Origin of the sequence: Anaerobutyricum soehngenii (assembly GCF_009697165.1) — a bacterium.
Lineage (GTDB): Bacteria > Bacillota > Clostridia > Lachnospirales > Lachnospiraceae > Anaerobutyricum > Anaerobutyricum soehngenii.
This window is the reverse complement of sequence record NZ_VULP01000001.1, coordinates 307384-325349: the sequence shown is the minus strand read 5'-3', so window position 1 is coordinate 325349 and position 17966 is coordinate 307384. Positions and strand designations below refer to the sequence as shown.

The following is a 17966-nucleotide window of genomic DNA, read 5'->3' as shown; positions in this document are numbered from 1 at the left end:
TGTCTCAGTTCCAATGTGGCCGTTCATCCTCTCAGACCGGCTACTGATCGTCGCCTTGGTAGGCCGTTACCCTGCCAACCAGCTAATCAGACGCGGGCCCATCCTGTACCACCGGAGTTTTTCACACGAAAGGATGTCCTCTCGTGCGCTTATGCGGTATTAGCAGCCGTTTCCAACTGTTATCCCCCTGTACAGGGCAGGTTACCCACGCGTTACTCACCCGTCCGCCACTCAGTCACCAATCAATCATCCGAAGAATCTTAAAAGGCGCTTCGTTCGACTTGCATGTGTTAGGCACGCCGCCAGCGTTCATCCTGAGCCAGGATCAAACTCTCAAATAAAATGTTTAAGATGTCAGATCAAGGTCCAGAACCACTGGTTCTTTTCCTGTCTTTACTGTTTATTTAGGTTTTGAACTTTCGTTCTGTTCCATGGACTTTCCTGCAGACATCACTCTCAGGAAAACCCGAATGAAATTTGAATTAACGTTCAAGGTTGTTTTGTTATTCAGTTATCAAGGTTTTGTGTTGTTCTTTTTTTGACACAACTTCTTTATTTTATCATTTTCAGAAATCTTTGTCAAGAACTTTTTTTATTTTGTTTTTGCTGTTTTTTAACAGCCTGTGTATTCTAGCATTTTCTCTTGAAAATGTCAAGAACTTTTTTTGCGATTATATTCGCAACGGAGAAGAAGGGATTTGAACCCTTGCGCCGCTACTAACGACCTACTCACTTTCCAGGCGAGCCCCTTCGGCCTCTTGGGTACTTCTCCATACTATCAATGAAAAAACTTCACTTAAAATATGTGCAATCCAATGTCTTCCTGATTTAAGTTAAAGAATACGGAGAAGGTGGGATTCGAACCCACGGTACCTTTCAGTATCACTGGTTTTCAAGACCAGCTCCTTAAACCACTCGGACACCTCTCCATATGTTTTCATTTTGTTTCGCTCTCGCAAGCGACTCACTTATATTATCACTTCTATCTGCATATGTCAACAACTTTTTTCAATTTTTTTTATTTTTTTGATTTGCTTTTTCAATAGACGAAAAGTGGGGAAGGCGGCTATCTATAAAATGCTTCGTATCACTGCATCCAAGCTACTCAACCGTAACTTGGATTTGCTCTAAGGCGTATTTTATAGATAGCCGCCTTCCCCACTTTTCTGTTTGTTGTAATCCTCTATAATCAATTAAAGAATGTATAAAGGAAAATTGAAGATGGGTTTACCGGATTAAGAGAGGCAAAATAGAAGTGGTGGCAGAAATGCAAGTTTGCTTCCTTGAGTTCGTCTGTTTATCATCTTACAAATACTCTCTCATCTTCTGGTTAAGTTTCTCATAAATTGGCTTCATCCACGCTTCTGTTGATGAACGTACCGCTTCATCTGGAGAAAGCCAGCTCACCTTGCTGTTTTCCTCAGGGCAGATTTTTAATTTTTCTTCTCTTGTGTTATGTAGAAGAAAGGTGTAGTTTAGATGCAGGTGTGCGCTGACATATTTCTGTTTTTTATAATGTGGCTGTACACCAAGAATTTCAATAGATAAAGGCATATCCAATAATGGTTTTAAAGAAAGCAATCCACTTTCTTCTTTTACTTCCTTCATTGCAACAGATAAAAGATCACCTTCTCCGTCTGCATGTCCACCGCTCCAGGACCAGGACTGATAAATATTATGGTAGAGCATCAGAACTTTATTCTTAGATGGGTTTAATACCCATGCAGATGCTGTAAAATGCATTTTTACATTATCACGCAGTAAAAGATTCGGTTCTTCCTCTAAAAACTGTCTTATGCGCTGACAGTCCACTTGTTCCTGCTCATTAAAAGGTGTAAATGTGTTAAGCCACTCTTTTATCTTTTTTAAAGAATTCATTTGCTACCTCACTTTTTACTTCATATACTTTCACAATTTCTATTTTATAGCTCATTAAAAAATATGTTTGAAAAATATTTTCTGATGAGATAAAGCGCGTTTGGAATATACCCGAAAAGTGCACCAGTCTGTTCATTTTAATTTATCAACAGACCGCTGCACTACTTTCTATATGTATGAATTGGAATAGTTATGTACTATTTTCTTCTTTCCCTGATATTATTTAAATGTTTCATCACATCATTTATACCAGTTCCAAAGTAACCATGCAAGGTTTTATATTCTTCATAGAGTTCATTATAGATTTCAACGTTATCCTGATTTGGCTCCCAGACTTTATCTTTTACTTTTCCAAGCCTCTTTGCTGCTTCATTAGCATTTTTAAAACCTGTAATACGCTCCGGAGCCGCTGCTGCACCTAAAATTGCCGCACCAAGGGCACTTGATTGTGTGGAATCAACAACTTTAATTTTTCGATTACATACATCAGAATATACTTGTACAAGCATTTCATTTTTGATTGGAATACCACCACTTAATGTAATGTCTTTTACTTCTAAGCCAGCTTCCTCGAATCCTTCAATTATCATGCGGGTTCCATACGCAGTTGCTTCAATAAGAGACAGATATATTTCTTCTGGTTTTGTCAATAGATTCATTCCCATAATCAAACCATTTAAATTAAAATCCATTAAAGGAGTACGTACACCATTAAACCAATCTAGTGCTAACAAACCACTTGCCCCTGCTTTATAAGAAGATAACTTTTCAGAAAGAAGCTGATGAATAGAAATTCCTCTTACACGCGCCTCCTGCTCATAGCTTTCCGGTACACAATTTTCAACAAACCAAGCAAAATGATCTCCTACACAAGACTGTCCTGCTTCATATCCAAAATATCCTGGCATAATTCCATCTTTTACTGTACCTGATGACCCTTTGATCGCTGCTTCTTTATCCCCAAGCATCATATGTACGGAAGAAGTTCCTACGATAATCATCATTTTGCCCGGTTCACCAATTCCACAGCCTGGTAAAGAAGCATGCGCATCAATAATACAGGTAGCTACCGGAACGCCTTCCATAAGTCCCATTTCTCTTGCCATAGAAGCTGTTAAATGTCCTGCTTTTTCTCCAACGCCTTTAATCGGAGCATCAAGCTTCTCCTCTACGATGTTTTCCATTCTTGGGTCTACCGCTTTAAAGAAATCTTTTGATGGATATCCTTTTTCATGATGATAATATGCCTTATATCCTGCGCAGCAGGCACTTCTTGTTTCTTCTCCTGTCATCTGCCAGATAATCCAGTCTCCTGCCTCCATAAAACGATCAGCCGCATCATAAACTTCTGGTGCATGACGCAGTGTTTCATAAATTTTCGGATACATCCATTCACTGGAAATTTTACCACCATATGTCGGAAGCCATTCTTCTCCACGTGCTACAGCAACATCATTCATCAATTTTGCTTCTTCTTCCGCACCATGATGCTTCCATAATTTCACATAAGCATGTGGTTCCTCTTTAAATTCTGGAAGATGACATAGCGGTGTTTTATCTGCTTTCACCGGAATTACCGTAGAAGAGGTAAAATCCACTCCAATACCTACGACTTCTCCCGGAAGAATTTTATTTCTTGAAACAACATCTCTTACTGTAACAAGTAATCCTTCCAAATAATCTTGTGGATCCTGTAACGCCCATCCTACCGGAAGCTTTTTCCCTGACGGAATATGTTCTTCCATAACCCCATGTGGATATTCATAAATACTTGCAGCTACTTCCTTCCCTGTTTCTATATCTACAAGAAGTGCACGTACAGATAATGTACCATAATCAATCCCAATCGCATATTTGCTCATAAGTATTCTCCTTCTCTTTCCTAACCGTATTATCCCGATACCTTAATTATTCTGCTAATGAAAAGTCATTCCATGTAAAGTCTTTCCATGGGATATCTACTTCTGCTCCCTGATTGATAATTGCATCTACATGCATCAATAATGGGAAATCTTCTAAAGAAACTATTCCTCTTTCTGCAAGCTTTCTTACCGCTCTCGCTGTTCTTGTGGAAATAACGATGGACTCTAATGTCACTCCCTGTAACTCTGCCATTGCTTCCTCGAAAGAAAGACCTCTTCCTAATAAAGTTCCAATTTTACGAGTTCTTCCACCAAAGATTGTTACATATAAATCGCCTGCACCATGAATAATATTTTCCGGTTTGCCACCAATAAGCTCAAGTAATCTCGTCATTTCTTTTACACTCTGTCCAAATAATGCTGCCTGAGAATTATAATGCTGACTTCCAATCTTTCCATCTCTCTTTTCTGCAAGACCTACTGCAAGACTTACACCTAAAGCATAGGCATTTTTCATTGCAACTGCACACTCCACACCAACAACATCTGTAGAAAGAGAAATATGATAATAATCTGTCTCTAAAAGAGATTTGATATATTTTAATGTCTCTACGTCTTTTCCACAGAAAGCAACGTGGCTATCATCATGGTCTGCTAACTCATAGCTTGTACATGGTCCACCGATTGCATTTAAGTTAAGATGTTTGCCTTCCGGCTGTCTCTGTGCAAAAATATGTGGATACGGAACTAAAGTTCCATCTTCTAAATCAACCATTCCTTTTGTTACCGTAAGTACTGGAACGTCCTCTGGTAATACTGGAAGAATTTCATCGCAGAACCAGTCAAGTCCAAAACTGCTTACACCACCAAGAACTAAATCTGCACCTTTTAAAGCCTCTTCTAGTTCTTCAATCTGATAATATTTGATGCCATCATGAAGCGTTCTCTTTAATGTAATATGAAAATTATCTTTCTTTAATCCATCGATAATGTCTCTATCAAGAGGGGAACCAACTAATCTTACCTCATGACCATTTTCAAAAGCTGGAAAAGTAATTGCTGAATTCATCTGACCTGCACAAACAAAAGTAATAACACTCATTTTAAATCCTCCTGTGAAAAATCTTAAATAAAATCTTTGTTTTGGTTGTTTTGTTTCGTTATCTGATGGCTATATCTAACCATATTTATTTAACAAAGTCAAATGCTAAAAACCGCTTATTTACTAGATATTTTCGTGATTTTTATTAATCATTTCATTTGATTAATCCTCTGTTTTTTCGCTCCATTTTTCTTCCTGTCAAAAAAGGAAAATGCAAACATAAGGAAATACCTTGTAAAATGAATTAATCAATACTATAATATTATTAATCAAAAATGTACTAAGATTAATACGTAACCATTAATTAAAATAAATCAAAAAAGGAGTATTTTTTATGGGAAAAAGGAATCGAGTCACCACCAGAGACATCGCTGAAGAACTTGGTATCTCCCAATCCACCGTCTCTATGATCCTCAGCAATAAACCAAATGTATCCTTTACCGACGAGACCGTACAAAAAGTAAAGGCAAAGGCAAAAGAGCTTGGATACAAAAAACCTGTACCAAAAGAACTGGTACAGGAAAAATCTCTTGCAAATACAATTGTCGTGCTATGCCCGATGGTCACAAACGGCTATTACTCGATGATGATGCAGTCTATCACCGATCACGCAAAGAAATATAACTACACTGTTATGACAATTTCTACCGGAAGAGATGCTGCAACAGAAGAAATCTATCTCGATTTATTTTCCCGCGTACAACTTGCCGGCATCATCAGTCTTTATCCATTGTCAAAGATCCAGAAAATCAACGCTCTTGCAAAGCATTTCCCGGTTATTTCTGTAGGAGACAAACCGCTCTCCTGCCACTTTGATTCTGTTGAACTTGACAGCCGTAAACAGGGACATATTATGGCTAATTATCTACTTTCTTTAGGTCATACAAACATCACTTACATTTCTACTCCGATTCGCGGAAAAGAAATTGGAAGAATCCACCGTCTTGATGGTATCAAATCTAGTTTTCGTGAGTATGGTATCCCCTTAGGACACCTTACTGTTCTCTACCAAAACCAGCCTGCTTTTGATCGCTATCCTCTTGAAAATGCAGAATATCAAAACGGTTATGACCTTGCAACCCGCGCTTTAGAAGAAGAAACTTCCTCTACCGCCTTTATAGGAAATAATGACATGGCAGCCTTTGGAATCATGGCAGCAATTTCCGACCATGGTTATCGCATTCCGTCTGACTTTTCTGTCTGTGGCTTTGATAACATTACCTTATCTGCCATGCCACAGATTTCACTCACTACGATCGACCATGCTTCAGTGCGAAAAGGTGAAGAAGCGGTGGATATGATCCATCGAAAAAATACACAGAAAAAAGAAGACTCCTCTCGTTCTTATATTATGAGACTGGAATATGAACCACAGTTAATCGTACGCAAATCTACAGGAAGAAAATGCTGATCTGTAGATTTGGTATAGACGAAAAAAGAAAAACTACCCTATCCCATCTGCTCTGTAGTCGCTGTATTTAAGATGCTCACCCGCATCTTAAATACGCTCCCAAGCCGCATCTGGGATAGGGTAGTTTTTCTTTTTTCTGACTACTCCAACTCCACAGTTGGTGAGAATGGGGATTCTTCAGAAAATTGTGGCTTTCCATGAAATTAAATAGGGTAATTACAAGATTCACCAGTCCTTTTTCACAGGCTTTGAGAAGTCTCTGCGGATAATTTGTTCAACAGGTAAATGCCACTCTTCTGAAGCAAGCCGGATTAATCTTGTTTGCATGAAAGTAATCTCTGTTTTCTCACTCATAATGAATCCTCCTTAATTTCTTGGTCAATAAAACTGGAAGTTGTTGGGTTCTTTACATAGATTAAATATCAATTTATAAATCAAACTCGTCTTCTATCTTTTCCTGTTCGTCTATAATATTCATCCTTATCTGCATACATCAACTTATCAGCCATTGCCTTAATTTCTTCAAAATTAAGTTCTATATGTTCTGAACAAACAACTACTCCCTTAGACACACTAAGTTCAGAAATAAGATTTCCCTGGAAGTTTTCAGTTAAATAATCAAATGTCTTAACTGCATCCTGTGCTTCTTCTCTCGTTCCTCTCAGTAATGTAGCAAACTCATCGCCACCTACACGATACGTCCTTCCAAGACCTGAGAATGCATTATCCATACACTTCGAAGCGCCAATAATTAACTCATCCCCTGCTTCATGACCAATATTATCATTAGCTACTTTTAAACCGTTCAAATCCATCATAATAAGAACGTATTCTATTAAGTTATTATTTTTCTTGATTATTTCACAGTCAACTTCAAACCCTCGTCTATTATATAAGCCTGTAAGCTCGTCCTTTATAGATGCTTCATATCTTCTGTTGTATGCATCCTTTGCCTTCTTCTCTCTCATACTAATAATAACAAATGAAGTTGCCATTATTAATACGCCTGCAATAAAGATTAAAACAATTGGAAGTATAATTTTATTTTCATCCAATTTAACAGGATTATTATCTCTTATTACTATATACCAATCAAATCCTTCGAGATACTTGGTCATATAACAGCCATTCTCCGATAACTGATAATAAAAATCATCATCTGATATACTGCCAAAATATGAATTATCCAAGTAGCCTGTTTCTATAGAACTTACATCCGTATCAACCTGTATAAGTCCATCATGATTAACTAAATATACTTTGATATTGTATTCTTCCTCGAACCTGGCAAGTATTTCTACAAGGTCATTCATATCAACTCCGACACCACATGCTCCCAAAATGTCTCCATTCGTGTCAATAATACCGTAATTAATAAACACCGAAAGACTCCCGTTATTATCTTCATCAGTATCAACATTAACTATATATCTTTTCCCTGAATCCAAGTAATCCTTATACCATATATCATGGCTGTCATTTTCAACATCAAGATACCTACTTATTCCATTATATGTATAATATGCTCTTGTTTTATCCGAAACAACAAATACCATTTTATAATCAAATTCATTACCAATGGATACCAGACGATTAGTTATATCGTCTTTGACACTCTCCGCCTCTTCTCTGGTTTTCCCCTCTATGTAGGTTCTTATATCAATATCACTGCTAATCGTCTGAGAAACAGTAACTGGCTTAATAAGTTCATTCTCAATCTTTGCTGAAACCATCTGCGCAATTGTTCTGCTCTGTATTTCAGAGTTTTCCTTAGTTACCTGCTGGATCACACTCACACATGCTATGATGGAAACACTCATGCTAAGTAGCATTATGATAAACATAATAACAGCATCAAATCTGCTGTCATTAATCATATTCGTATGTTCATCCCCATTATGAGACCAATCATACATATATGCAGCAAACATTACGACTGAACCTATTCCCAGTCCTAAATTGGTTATAGAAAATCCATAAATAAAGGACTGTACAACTGTTGCAATTATTGGAATAAACGAAAACAGAATCATTGAAATGAAGCTTCGTTTTTCCAAATACTTTCTATACTTAATCGCCATACCTGCTCCTATAAATATGATGACAAGTGATATTAGTGTATATACATACCAGGAATTATTCCTGTGATAATAATTTGCCTCATCGAAATAATACATCCATGGATAAAACAAATTAACCACAACAATGAAAATATTAATGCACGAAAAGATATTGGCAATTTTAACACTATTGCCACTTACTTCAGCACCTTTTTCAACAAAAACAGAACTAACAAACCTAACATAGGTATTTGCCATTGCTATGTTCATAGCAAATACCATAAGATTAGCAATTCTAGTTACTAAAATATTAAAAAGACCAAGGTTACCTCTAAAAATATATGCCAAAGTCTCTCCAAAAAACAGAACTGTAGCAATAAGAAATAATCGAACGAACATCCTCATACTCTTCTGTTTTGGATTATTTGCTTTAATTGAAACAAATATTATTAGACAGAACAAACAAAAGAACATATCCATTGTTGCCTGTGCAATTTCAAGACTTGTAATATTCATCTATTTTTCTCCTCGTCGGTTGATACTATTTTTTACCTTATATTTGAATTGATGGATAATGCTTGTTTTTTTATTCTTATACAAGATTACTGTTTTTTCTTCGAAAGGTAAATTTATCAATTCTGCAACTTCAAATCTTACATTTCTTTCTGAAATACAAACATTCCCTCATTGCCATCCCCAATAAAATCATCTGGTGTATCTAGCATAGGATGTTTCTCATTAAAAAACTCTGTGATGTGAAATCCACAAATATTCACATAAAAGTGGATGTTGCGTTTTTCAAAATATAGAGTACAAGTTTCCCATACCTTTGTATCAGGATATAACTTTTCAACCGCATACCAAATAGACTTTCCAATACCTTTTCCTTGTACACCACTTTTTACATATAATAAGTCAAGATGATTATGTTGCGTTTCGGTGTCGATTGCAACAATCACACCACCAACAGTTTCTCCATCCAACACAGCTTTATATGCTACTGAACCTTTACCATTTAAGGATTGGTCTATGTCCTTTTCTGGAAGAATCGTTTCTTCACATTTACCAAACACATCTTCAAATCCTTTTTGAAATGCACACTGTACATTTTTCTTAAATTCAGCAATGTCATTTTCGGACATTAGAATAAGTTCTAAGTTCATTTCTGTCCACTCCGTAAAATTCCGATTTCACGCTTTCCTTCACCCCATATATTTGTATCTGAGGTATTCAGTCGCAAACTTCGGGGATAGGCACCTGTGCCGCAAGGGGAAACAGCCCCTTGTACGAAATCTCTGATTTCGCTGTATTTCCCATTTTAAGATTTTTCAAAACTGGGAACGGCACCGCAGGTCGCACGATACAGGCAAATGGAATTGCCTGTATCAAAGTACACTCTTAGCTTTGCTAAGAGATTTATGCCGTATCCGGCGTGTTATCTTTTTTCAATTTCTTTTTTCGACTTCTGACGCATTCTGCCAGTCTTAATAATTTGACATGTCTGCTCCTGTTACTCATCATCTGTAAATTCCATCATCTCATCAACGGTGCAGTCCAGCTTCTTGCAAATCTTCTCAATCGTCTCCATTGATACATACTGGTTTTTTCCCATCCTGGCAAGAATGTTTCCACTGATCCCGGTGAGGTACTGCATCTCTATCCGCTTCATATTTTTATCTATGAGCATTTTCCATAATCTGTTATAACTTACGCCCATAAACTACCTCCATATTTCTCATTCATACTTATTTTGATTATATCATGATTCGCACCTTCGGTGCTTACCGTTGCTTCGCAACTATCATGATCCAATTCGCCGTTCGCCAATCATGCAAGCATGTTAGCTCTCTTGCGCTCATTATATCACGATTTCGTTAGGTTGAATATCTGTAATTTTTGATTTCTTCTGTAAAATGGAAAAGAGGATGCCACGATAAAGGGCAGCCTCTCCAACCATTTATTCCAGTTTAGTCAAATGGAACCTCACCTTCCGGTGCTTCCATAAATCCGTCCTTATCTGTTTTCGATGTTTCCAACGAATCCGCTCCTGCACCGTTATCCTCCTTTCCGCAGCTACGTTGCCATTACATATTCTTCATCATCTGGTTCATTGTCTAGCATAAACATTGTATATGCTTCCGGTGGATTGGTATCATCCGGCGAAAACATTTTCTGAATCATTTCATATATGATCGGATACCGATATGCGATTTCTTCTCTTGTGAGGAATCTACATACCTTGTAAAGATTCTTTTTCACACACTAGCCTTTCATAATCCAGAAATCCTCGGATATACATTTCTTTTGCCACAATCCCTTTCATGGCATTTTTTGCTGAAATAATTCTGTCCAATACCTGCCACATCTCCTGTCCAGCATCTCTGAGGACAGGTTCCAGTATTTCTATGCAATGATGAATTTCTGCTTCCAGAGAAAACATCTCTGGATCCGATTCAAGAAATCTTTCCAGTTCCCGCTGGTATTCTTCATACATAAAAGTCAGTAAGCATTTGAGACAACATACACCAATTTAAATGTCAATCCTTTAGAATTTATTTTTCCGGGAATCCATATCTTTCTGGAGAATTCCCATTCTCTCTAACTGTGGATTTAGTATAATCAGAAAAAAGAAAAAATGCCCTATCCCAGATGCGGCTTCGGAGCGTATTTAAGATGCGGAGAAGCATCTTAAATGCAGCGACTACAGAGCAGATGGGATAGGGCATTTTTTCTTTTTTCGTCTGTACCAAATTTACAAATCAGTATTGATTCAAAGGTATGTCTTCGTTAAAGGGTTCGATTTCTTTAATTTCGACATAGTATCCATACTGTGAATTTACAGGTATATAAACTCTTTCTCCTTTTTTGTGTCCCAGAAGAGCTTTTCCTAAAGGGGATTCAATGCTGACACGATTTTGCATCGTATCTACGAGTACGGTAGTTACGAAGGAGAATTTATCGGTTTCGTCATCTTCTTCAAAGTAGAGTGTTACTGTTTTGTTTAAACCTACCTGATCGGCATCAGAGTGATCTTCTACTATTTCGCAGGTTCGAATCATTCTTTCAAGGTAACGGATTCGGCTTTCATTTCTGTTTTTTTCTTTTTTGGCAGCATGGTATTCAAAGTTTTCGCTTAAATCGCCATGTGCTCTGGCTTCTTTTACATGTTCGAGCAGTTCCGGTCTTACTTCGACTTTGCGGTGCTCGATTTCTGCCTTCATTTTGTCTACATCTTGCTGGGTTAATTTATGTTTCATAAGAATTCCCCTTTCTGATATATTTTTTAATTAATATGATTTTAATTCCTTCCACAGCCGATTGTAATACTGGTCGGTCTTTTCACCAAGGTATTTATATACTTCACATTTATTTAAAGTCGCTTCTTCCGGAAAAATCGTGTAATCTTCTTTGGTTTCATCATCTAAGGCATCGTATACGGCTTTATTTGGTGTTCCATAATAAATATAATCAAAGTTTTTCTGGGCAATGTCCTGACGGCTCATGTAGTCGATAAACTTTTCGGCGGCTTCTTTATGTTCAGCTGTTTTAGGAATTAGAAAGCAGTCAAACCATACGTTGGAACCTTCTTTAGGCACAACATAATCAAGATCTTCGTTTTCTTCCATGGCAACGGTGGCATCTCCGGAATAAATAACTGCCATGGAGGCATCTCCGGAAACCATCGCATCTCTTGCCTCATCAACAAGATATGCTTCCACAATTGGTTTTTGTTTTAATAAAAGACTTTGTGCCTGCACTAATTCTTTTGGATTCGTAGTATTTAAAGAAAGTCCTTTCCATTTAAGCGGAACCATAAATGCATCTCTCATACTATTTTGCATAATGATCTGATCATCATACTTTTTATTCCATAGAATGCTCCAGCTATCTACTTTTTCTTTTACTACTTTTGTATTATACAGGATTCCTACTGTTCCCCACAAATACGGAACGGCATATTCATTGGTTGGATCAAATACTTTACAAAAATCAAGATACTTCTTGTCAATGTTTTTATAATATTCCATAGAAGATGTATCAATTTTCTGTACTTCTCCTTCCTGCATCATTTTTTCCACCATATAGTCCGAAGTACAGATCACATCGTAATTGATCACTCCTGATTTATATTTGGTATACATATCTTCCGGCGTAACGTATTCTTCATATTTCACCTGAATTCCAGTTTCTTTCTCAAATGTTTTTAAGACATTTACATCAATGTAATCGCCATAATTAAATACAGTAACTGTATTTTCATTGTCATTTTTTTGATTCGAAGAGAAGCAGCCGGTAAACATTACCGTCGAAATAATGAAAAGAACGATCAATGCAAAAGTTCCAAGTATAATCTTGCCTTTTCCCTGCAGATAATATTTTTCCAGTATATTCATCGTTCTTCCCTCCTGTCTGCTTTTTTTTGTTTTGTTGCGGACATATGGTTAATGAGTCCGAGTAAAATAAGAATCGTCAAAAATAAAAGGGTCGAAAGTGCATACATCTGTGGATTGATTCCTCTTCGAAGCTGCTGATAAAGCATTGTAGAAATTGTATTGATTCCTGCCCCTTTTGTAAAATAAGTTACAACAAAGTCATCCATCGATACGGTAAAAGCAAAGAAAAATCCTGAGACAATTCCCGGGATAATTTCCGGCAGGACAACTTTGACAAAGGCATATACTGCAGATGCCCCTAAATCCTGCGCTGCCTCGTATACATTTTTATCAAGCTGCTGAAATCTCGGCATAACATTCAAAATAATATAAGGCAGCCCCAGCGTTACATGAGCTATCAACATGGAGGTAAATCCTAATGACATGAAATGCACAAACAAAAGCATGATAGCCACACCTGTTACAATATCTGCATTTAATAACGGGATATTCGCAAGTCCTTCCATTACCTTTTGAAATCGTAACTTCATTGCTGTCATTCCAATACAGGCAAGTGTCCCAATTAATGTTGCGATCAACGCTGCAAGTGTCGTAAGCAGCAGCGATGTTCTTACTGCTGAAAGTACTTCCTCATTCTGAAATAAGTCTGTGTACCAGTGAAGAGTAAACCCTCCCCATATTGTTCTTGCTTTTGAATCATTAAAGGAACATACAAAAAGTACAAGTAATGGTGCATAGAGAAGGAAACCTATGAATGCCACGTAAAACTTTTCAATAAAACTTTTTACTTTTACCATAGCATACTATCTCCTTCCTCTGATGCATTCCGATTCATGATCGCCATACTGATGAAAATAAATATCATAAGTACGATAGACAGACCAGATCCTAAATTCCAGTTATTTGCCACATTAAATTCCTGGTCAATGACATTTCCAAAAAGAAGTACTTTTGAGCCTCCTAAAATATCTGCCACAACAAATTCAGAAATACTTGGAATAAATACCATAATAATTCCGCTGATAATTCCCGGCAGGGACAATGGGATTATTATTTTCTGAAATGTTACTCTGGCGCTGGCTCCTAAATCATGCGCTGCCTCAATTACATCTTTATCAATTTTACAAAGCGCATTATAGATTGGCAAAATCATAAATGGAATATAATCATAAACCATTCCAATCAGTACGGCTCCTTTCGTATACATTAACTTCTGCAAAGGTAGTCCGAAAAAGCCAAGGATTGCATTTAAAATTCCTGTTTTTGATAAAATAACCTGTAATGCCAGAACACGAAGAAGAAAGTTGATCCACATCGGCAAAACAAAAAGCATAATAACAACACCAGAACCTCTGTGCTTTCCTTTACTTAAAATATATGCTAAAGGGTAAGATATCACCAGACAGATCATTGTACTTGCCATCGCAATCCAGACAGAATTCCAGAATGCTTTGTAATGAACCGGATCTGCCATTGCTGTAATATTGGATAGCGTAAAACTTCCGTCACTTCCTGTACACCCATAGTATATCACCATAAATAATGGCAAAATAATAAATGCTGCTCCCCAGACAATATACGGAGATGTAAGAACCTTTCTACTCATCCACTACCACCGCCTTTTCATCTTCTGATTCCGGCTTATGCATGATCTGAATATTAAACGGAATTACAGAAATACTGACTCTAGAACCTACCGGATAACAATTTGTACTGTGAACAAGCCATTCATATCCGTTCGCCTCTACTTCCATCTCATAATGCACACCTTTGAAAATAAGAGAAGTTACAATTCCGTCAATGATTCCTTCTCCTTCTCCTTTAAGAACAACATCCTCTGGACGAATTACGACATCGACAGGACGATTTTTTCCAAATCCTTCATCCACGCATGGAAACTTCGTTCCAAGAATCTCCACGAGACGATCTTCTAACATAATTCCATCAATAATGTTGCTGTCACCGATAAAATCTGCTACAAAGGCATTTTCCGGCTCATTATAAATATCTTCTGGTGTTCCCATCTGTTGGATATATCCCTTATTCATAACGATGATCTTATCTGACATCGTAAGCGCTTCTTCCTGATCATGTGTAATATAAATAAATGTAATTCCCAGCTCTTCTTTTAAACGCATTAACTCATACTGCATATCCTGACGCAGCTTTAAATCAAGTGCACCTAACGGTTCATCTAATAAAAGAACTTTCGGTTCATTTACAATCGCTCTTGCAATTGCAATTCGCTGCTGCTGACCACCACTTAATGAAGTTGGTTTTCTCTTCTCAAACCCTTCCAGATTTACAAGCTTTAACGCATACTTAATCTTATCTTTAATATACACATCCGATTTATTTTTAATTTTTAATCCAAAGGCAATATTTTCTTCAATTGTCATATGACCAAACAATGCGTATTTCTGAAACACCGTATTTAAGTTTCTTTTATTTGCCGGAACGTTCGTAATATCTGTTCCATCAAACAGTACCTTTCCACTGTCCGGTCTCTCAAACCCACCGATAATCCGTAATGTTGTTGTCTTTCCACAACCTGACGGTCCAAGTAAAGTAAGGAATTCATTTTCCTTTACCTCTAAACACAACTCATCTAATACTTTGGTCGAACCAAAAGATTTTGAAATATTCACCAATTCAACTAATTTATTTTTCATTCCCTGTTCCTCAATAAATTTTATTAAATTTTTCAAGAATGTCTCAACATTCTTGCTGCTTAAAAACTCGGCGGAGAAGTCACCCATATTAATTCTGTCTGCTCAATACCCTTTAAATAATGTGTCTTATCCGCTTTATAATAAAAGGCATCTCCCTTTTTCGCAATATAACTTCTCTTCCCAAGATGGATTTCCACTTTACCTTTTAATACATAGCCAAATTCTTCTCCTTCATGTGGATTATCCAGACAGGTCTCCCCACCTTTTTCTAAAATCAAATGTATTGGCTCCATGCAATTCTTCTGTGCATTCGGAATAATCCACTTAATCTGATTCTTATATTCCTCATCCTTCTTTACAAAAAAATCCTCCTCCGTAAACACAATCTGTTCCTCTTCCTGTTCCTCCATGAAAAATTCACCGAGAGTCGTTCCAAGACATTGAAGAAGGTCTTCTAATGTTGCGATGGAGGGAGAGGTCATATCTCTTTCCAACTGAGAAATAAAGCCCTTACTAAGCTCTGCCCGGTCAGCAAGTTCTTCCTGCGTAAGTCCCTGTTTATTCCTCAATTCTTTAATCTTCTCTCCTAGTTCCATGATTCATGACTTCACACCTTTCTATTTATGTAATATTCAAGTCGAGCAGCCGCGAGACTTGGCGCGTGATTCTGGTCAGCGTAAGCTGACATATTCTTTACAGAATCACTGCGCATCCTCGCGGAGCGTTTATCTCAGTCGAAGATTGGACTCCCACTGAGACAAATTTGCTGTCACTCACCACCTGAAAGATGTGAGAGCCTTCTCGACTGAGATAAACTTAAAGTTTAGTATAGTTAAACTTCCAAAGGCTATTATGGCAGAAAGAAGTGTGCTAGTCAAGAGGGAATTAATTTCGAATTTGCCGCAGGCAAAGAGACGCCTCCGAAGCGAGCCGATAGCCTATATTTGTGACTCTATCACTGCGGGTTGAATGTTCGCTTCCATGCTCACATTCAATCCTTGCTCTAAGGCCACAAATATAGGCTATCGGCTCGCTTCGGAGGCTGTCTTTGGCTGTTGGAGTGAAATCGAAATTTAAGTTTTGCTTCGATACTATATACTGACTAGACACTTGCGGAATGGGTTGGGAATGGGGACAGGAGAAATAGGAACTCTGATAAATTCTGCGTTTGCATAGACGGCCAACAAACAGAACCCAGAAAGAAAAATAAAACATATTTGTGACCTCGGAGCAAAGGATGAATGCGAGCGGTTAAGCGAACATTCAACCTTTGCTCCGAGGTCACAAATATGCTTTATTTTTCTTTCTGGGTTCGTCTGTTTCGTCTACCTTGCCTGCGGCAATTCAAGCTTTAAAATGGTAATTCTTTTCCTGCTTTTCTCCACTGCATAAATTCTGCTGTTGCAGTAAGTAATACGTCAGAAGATGAATTCAGTGCTGTCTCACAGGAATCCTGAATTACACCGATGATAAATCCTACACCTACTACCTGCATAGCAATGTCATTGGAAATTCCGAAAAGGGAACATGCTACAGGGATTAAGAGGAGAGAACCTCCAGCGATTCCTGATGCTCCACATGCGGAAAGTGTTGCTAAAATACTTAACACGATTGCCGTTGGAATGCTTACGCTGATTCCCAGTGTATATGCGGCTGCTAAGGTCATTACTGTGATTGTGATTGCTGCTCCATCCATATTAATCGTAGAACCAAGCGGAATGGATACGGAATAATTATCTTTATCTAAGCCCATTTTTTCGCAAAGTTCCATATTTACAGGAATGTTTGCTGCAGAACTTCTTGTAAAGAATGCTGTTAATCCACTTTCTCTTGCACAGCGGGAAATTAACGGATATGGATTTTTCTTAAGACAAAATCCTACAATAATACCATTTGTGATGAATTCCTGAAATAACATACATCCTACGAGTAAAAGTATGAGCTTTCCATACTGTGTGAAAATCTGAATACCACTTGTCGATACCGCATTAAATACAAGTCCTAAAATACCAAATGGTGCAAGGTTTATAATCCATCGTACTGCCTGAGATACCGCATCAGATGCATCAGAAAGCATCTGCTTTGTTCCTGGTGTTGCCTTTTTTAATGCAATTCCAAGAATAACAGCCCAAGCAAGCACGCCAAGATAGTTTGCATTTACCAATGCATCAATTGGGTTTGCTACAATTTTTAAAAGGAGATTTTCAAGAACTTCTACAACTCCTTTTGGTGCTTCCTGCTGTACAGCATCTGCTAATGTAATTTTTAATGGGAATAAAAAGCTTCCTGCTACCGCTACGATCGCTCCCATTACGGTACTGAACATATAAAGGATTACTACAGTTTTCATGTTCCCGTTATGTCCTTCTTTTGTCTGAGCTAAAGAACTCATAATTAAAAGACATACAAGTAATGGAGCGATTGCCTTTAATGCTCCTACAAAAAGGTCTCCAAGAATCTTGATTCCTGTAAATTCAGGCACAGTAAGTGCCAGTACCACACCGATTGCCATACCGATTAAAATACGTAAAATCAGACTGGTCTGTGTGTATTTGTTTGCTATTCTTTTTAAACTAGATGTTTCCAC

General features: G+C 37.5%; 16 protein-coding genes, 2 tRNA genes and 1 rRNA gene. 1 reads left to right on the top strand and 18 read right to left on the bottom strand.

Annotated elements, in window-relative coordinates; translation table 11 throughout:
* The 6 genes from FYJ25_RS01450 to FYJ25_RS01425 all read right to left on the bottom strand — a co-directional run.
* Positions 1-341: ribosomal RNA gene (locus tag FYJ25_RS01450) — 16S ribosomal RNA — on the bottom strand; the annotation flags it as partial.
* A gap of 342 nt (positions 342-683) precedes the next feature.
* A tRNA-Ser gene (locus FYJ25_RS01445) sits at positions 684-772 on the bottom strand.
* Between the two features lie 71 nt (positions 773-843).
* Positions 844-929: transfer RNA gene (locus FYJ25_RS01440), tRNA-Ser, on the bottom strand.
* Positions 930-1305: 376 nt separating this feature from the next.
* Positions 1306-1878 carry an NUDIX hydrolase gene (locus FYJ25_RS01435; RefSeq protein WP_096239309.1) on the bottom strand — a complete coding sequence of 191 codons (573 nt, stop codon included), beginning with the start codon at positions 1876-1878 and terminating at the stop codon, positions 1306-1308.
* Positions 1879-2075: 197 nt separating this feature from the next.
* Positions 2076-3740 (bottom strand): ribulokinase, encoded by a 1665-nt coding sequence (locus FYJ25_RS01430; protein ID WP_096239308.1) that lies wholly within the window; start codon positions 3738-3740, stop codon positions 2076-2078.
* Positions 3741-3786: 46 nt separating this feature from the next.
* Entirely contained in the window at positions 3787-4842 is a 1056-nt protein-coding gene (locus tag FYJ25_RS01425) for an NAD(P)H-dependent glycerol-3-phosphate dehydrogenase (RefSeq protein ID WP_096239307.1), read from the bottom strand.
* Positions 4843-5176: 334 nt separating this feature from the next.
* On the opposite strand from FYJ25_RS01425, the gene FYJ25_RS01420 reads away from it, so the two are divergent.
* Positions 5177-6253, top strand: a complete 1077-nt coding sequence (locus FYJ25_RS01420; protein ID WP_096239306.1) for a LacI family DNA-binding transcriptional regulator — start codon at positions 5177-5179, stop codon at positions 6251-6253.
* A gap of 225 nt (positions 6254-6478) precedes the next feature.
* Here the strand turns inward: FYJ25_RS01420 and FYJ25_RS14735 are convergent, their stop codons facing one another.
* The 12 genes from FYJ25_RS14735 to sstT all read right to left on the bottom strand — a co-directional run bounded on the left by FYJ25_RS14735 (position 6479) and on the right by sstT (position 17966).
* On the bottom strand, positions 6479-6607 hold the full coding sequence (locus FYJ25_RS14735) for a hypothetical protein (RefSeq protein WP_278277425.1): 129 nt from the start codon (positions 6605-6607) through the stop codon (positions 6479-6481).
* A gap of 80 nt (positions 6608-6687) precedes the next feature.
* Positions 6688-8829 carry a sensor domain-containing diguanylate cyclase gene (locus FYJ25_RS01415; RefSeq protein ID WP_154580346.1) on the bottom strand — a complete coding sequence of 714 codons (2142 nt, stop codon included), beginning with the start codon at positions 8827-8829 and terminating at the stop codon, positions 6688-6690.
* Positions 8830-8966: 137 nt separating this feature from the next.
* Positions 8967-9476: a GNAT family N-acetyltransferase gene (locus tag FYJ25_RS01410; protein WP_154580345.1), complete on the bottom strand. Its 510-nt coding sequence runs from the start codon at positions 9474-9476 to the stop codon at positions 8967-8969.
* Positions 9477-9823: 347 nt separating this feature from the next.
* Positions 9824-10030: a helix-turn-helix domain-containing protein gene (locus FYJ25_RS01405; RefSeq protein ID WP_005341250.1), complete on the bottom strand. Its 207-nt coding sequence runs from the start codon at positions 10028-10030 to the stop codon at positions 9824-9826.
* 356 nt (positions 10031-10386) lie between these two features.
* Positions 10387-10572 carry a hypothetical protein gene (locus tag FYJ25_RS01395; protein WP_243145656.1) on the bottom strand — a complete coding sequence of 62 codons (186 nt, stop codon included), beginning with the start codon at positions 10570-10572 and terminating at the stop codon, positions 10387-10389.
* 500 nt (positions 10573-11072) lie between these two features.
* Positions 11073-11570, bottom strand: coding sequence for a transcription elongation factor GreA (gene greA, locus FYJ25_RS01385; protein ID WP_154580343.1), 498 nt, complete (start codon positions 11568-11570; stop codon positions 11073-11075).
* Between the two features lie 30 nt (positions 11571-11600).
* Positions 11601-12707 carry an ABC transporter substrate-binding protein gene (locus FYJ25_RS14535; RefSeq protein ID WP_021906763.1) on the bottom strand — a complete coding sequence of 369 codons (1107 nt, stop codon included), beginning with the start codon at positions 12705-12707 and terminating at the stop codon, positions 11601-11603.
* Complete coding sequence (locus tag FYJ25_RS14530; RefSeq protein ID WP_021906762.1) at positions 12704-13504, bottom strand: ABC transporter permease; 801 nt, start codon at positions 13502-13504, stop codon at positions 12704-12706. Before FYJ25_RS14530 ends, FYJ25_RS14535 begins: the two co-directional genes overlap by 4 nt.
* On the bottom strand, positions 13498-14313 hold the full coding sequence (locus FYJ25_RS01370; RefSeq protein WP_154580342.1) for an ABC transporter permease: 816 nt from the start codon (positions 14311-14313) through the stop codon (positions 13498-13500). Before FYJ25_RS01370 ends, FYJ25_RS14530 begins: the two co-directional genes overlap by 7 nt.
* On the bottom strand, positions 14306-15379 hold the full coding sequence (locus FYJ25_RS01365) for an ABC transporter ATP-binding protein (protein WP_096241544.1): 1074 nt from the start codon (positions 15377-15379) through the stop codon (positions 14306-14308). Before FYJ25_RS01365 ends, FYJ25_RS01370 begins: the two co-directional genes overlap by 8 nt.
* 59 nt (positions 15380-15438) lie before the next feature.
* Complete coding sequence (locus FYJ25_RS01360) at positions 15439-15975, bottom strand: helix-turn-helix domain-containing protein (RefSeq protein ID WP_021906759.1); 537 nt, start codon at positions 15973-15975, stop codon at positions 15439-15441.
* Between the two features lie 755 nt (positions 15976-16730).
* Positions 16731-17966 (bottom strand): serine/threonine transporter SstT, encoded by a 1236-nt coding sequence (gene sstT, locus FYJ25_RS01355; RefSeq protein ID WP_096239300.1) that lies wholly within the window; start codon positions 17964-17966, stop codon positions 16731-16733.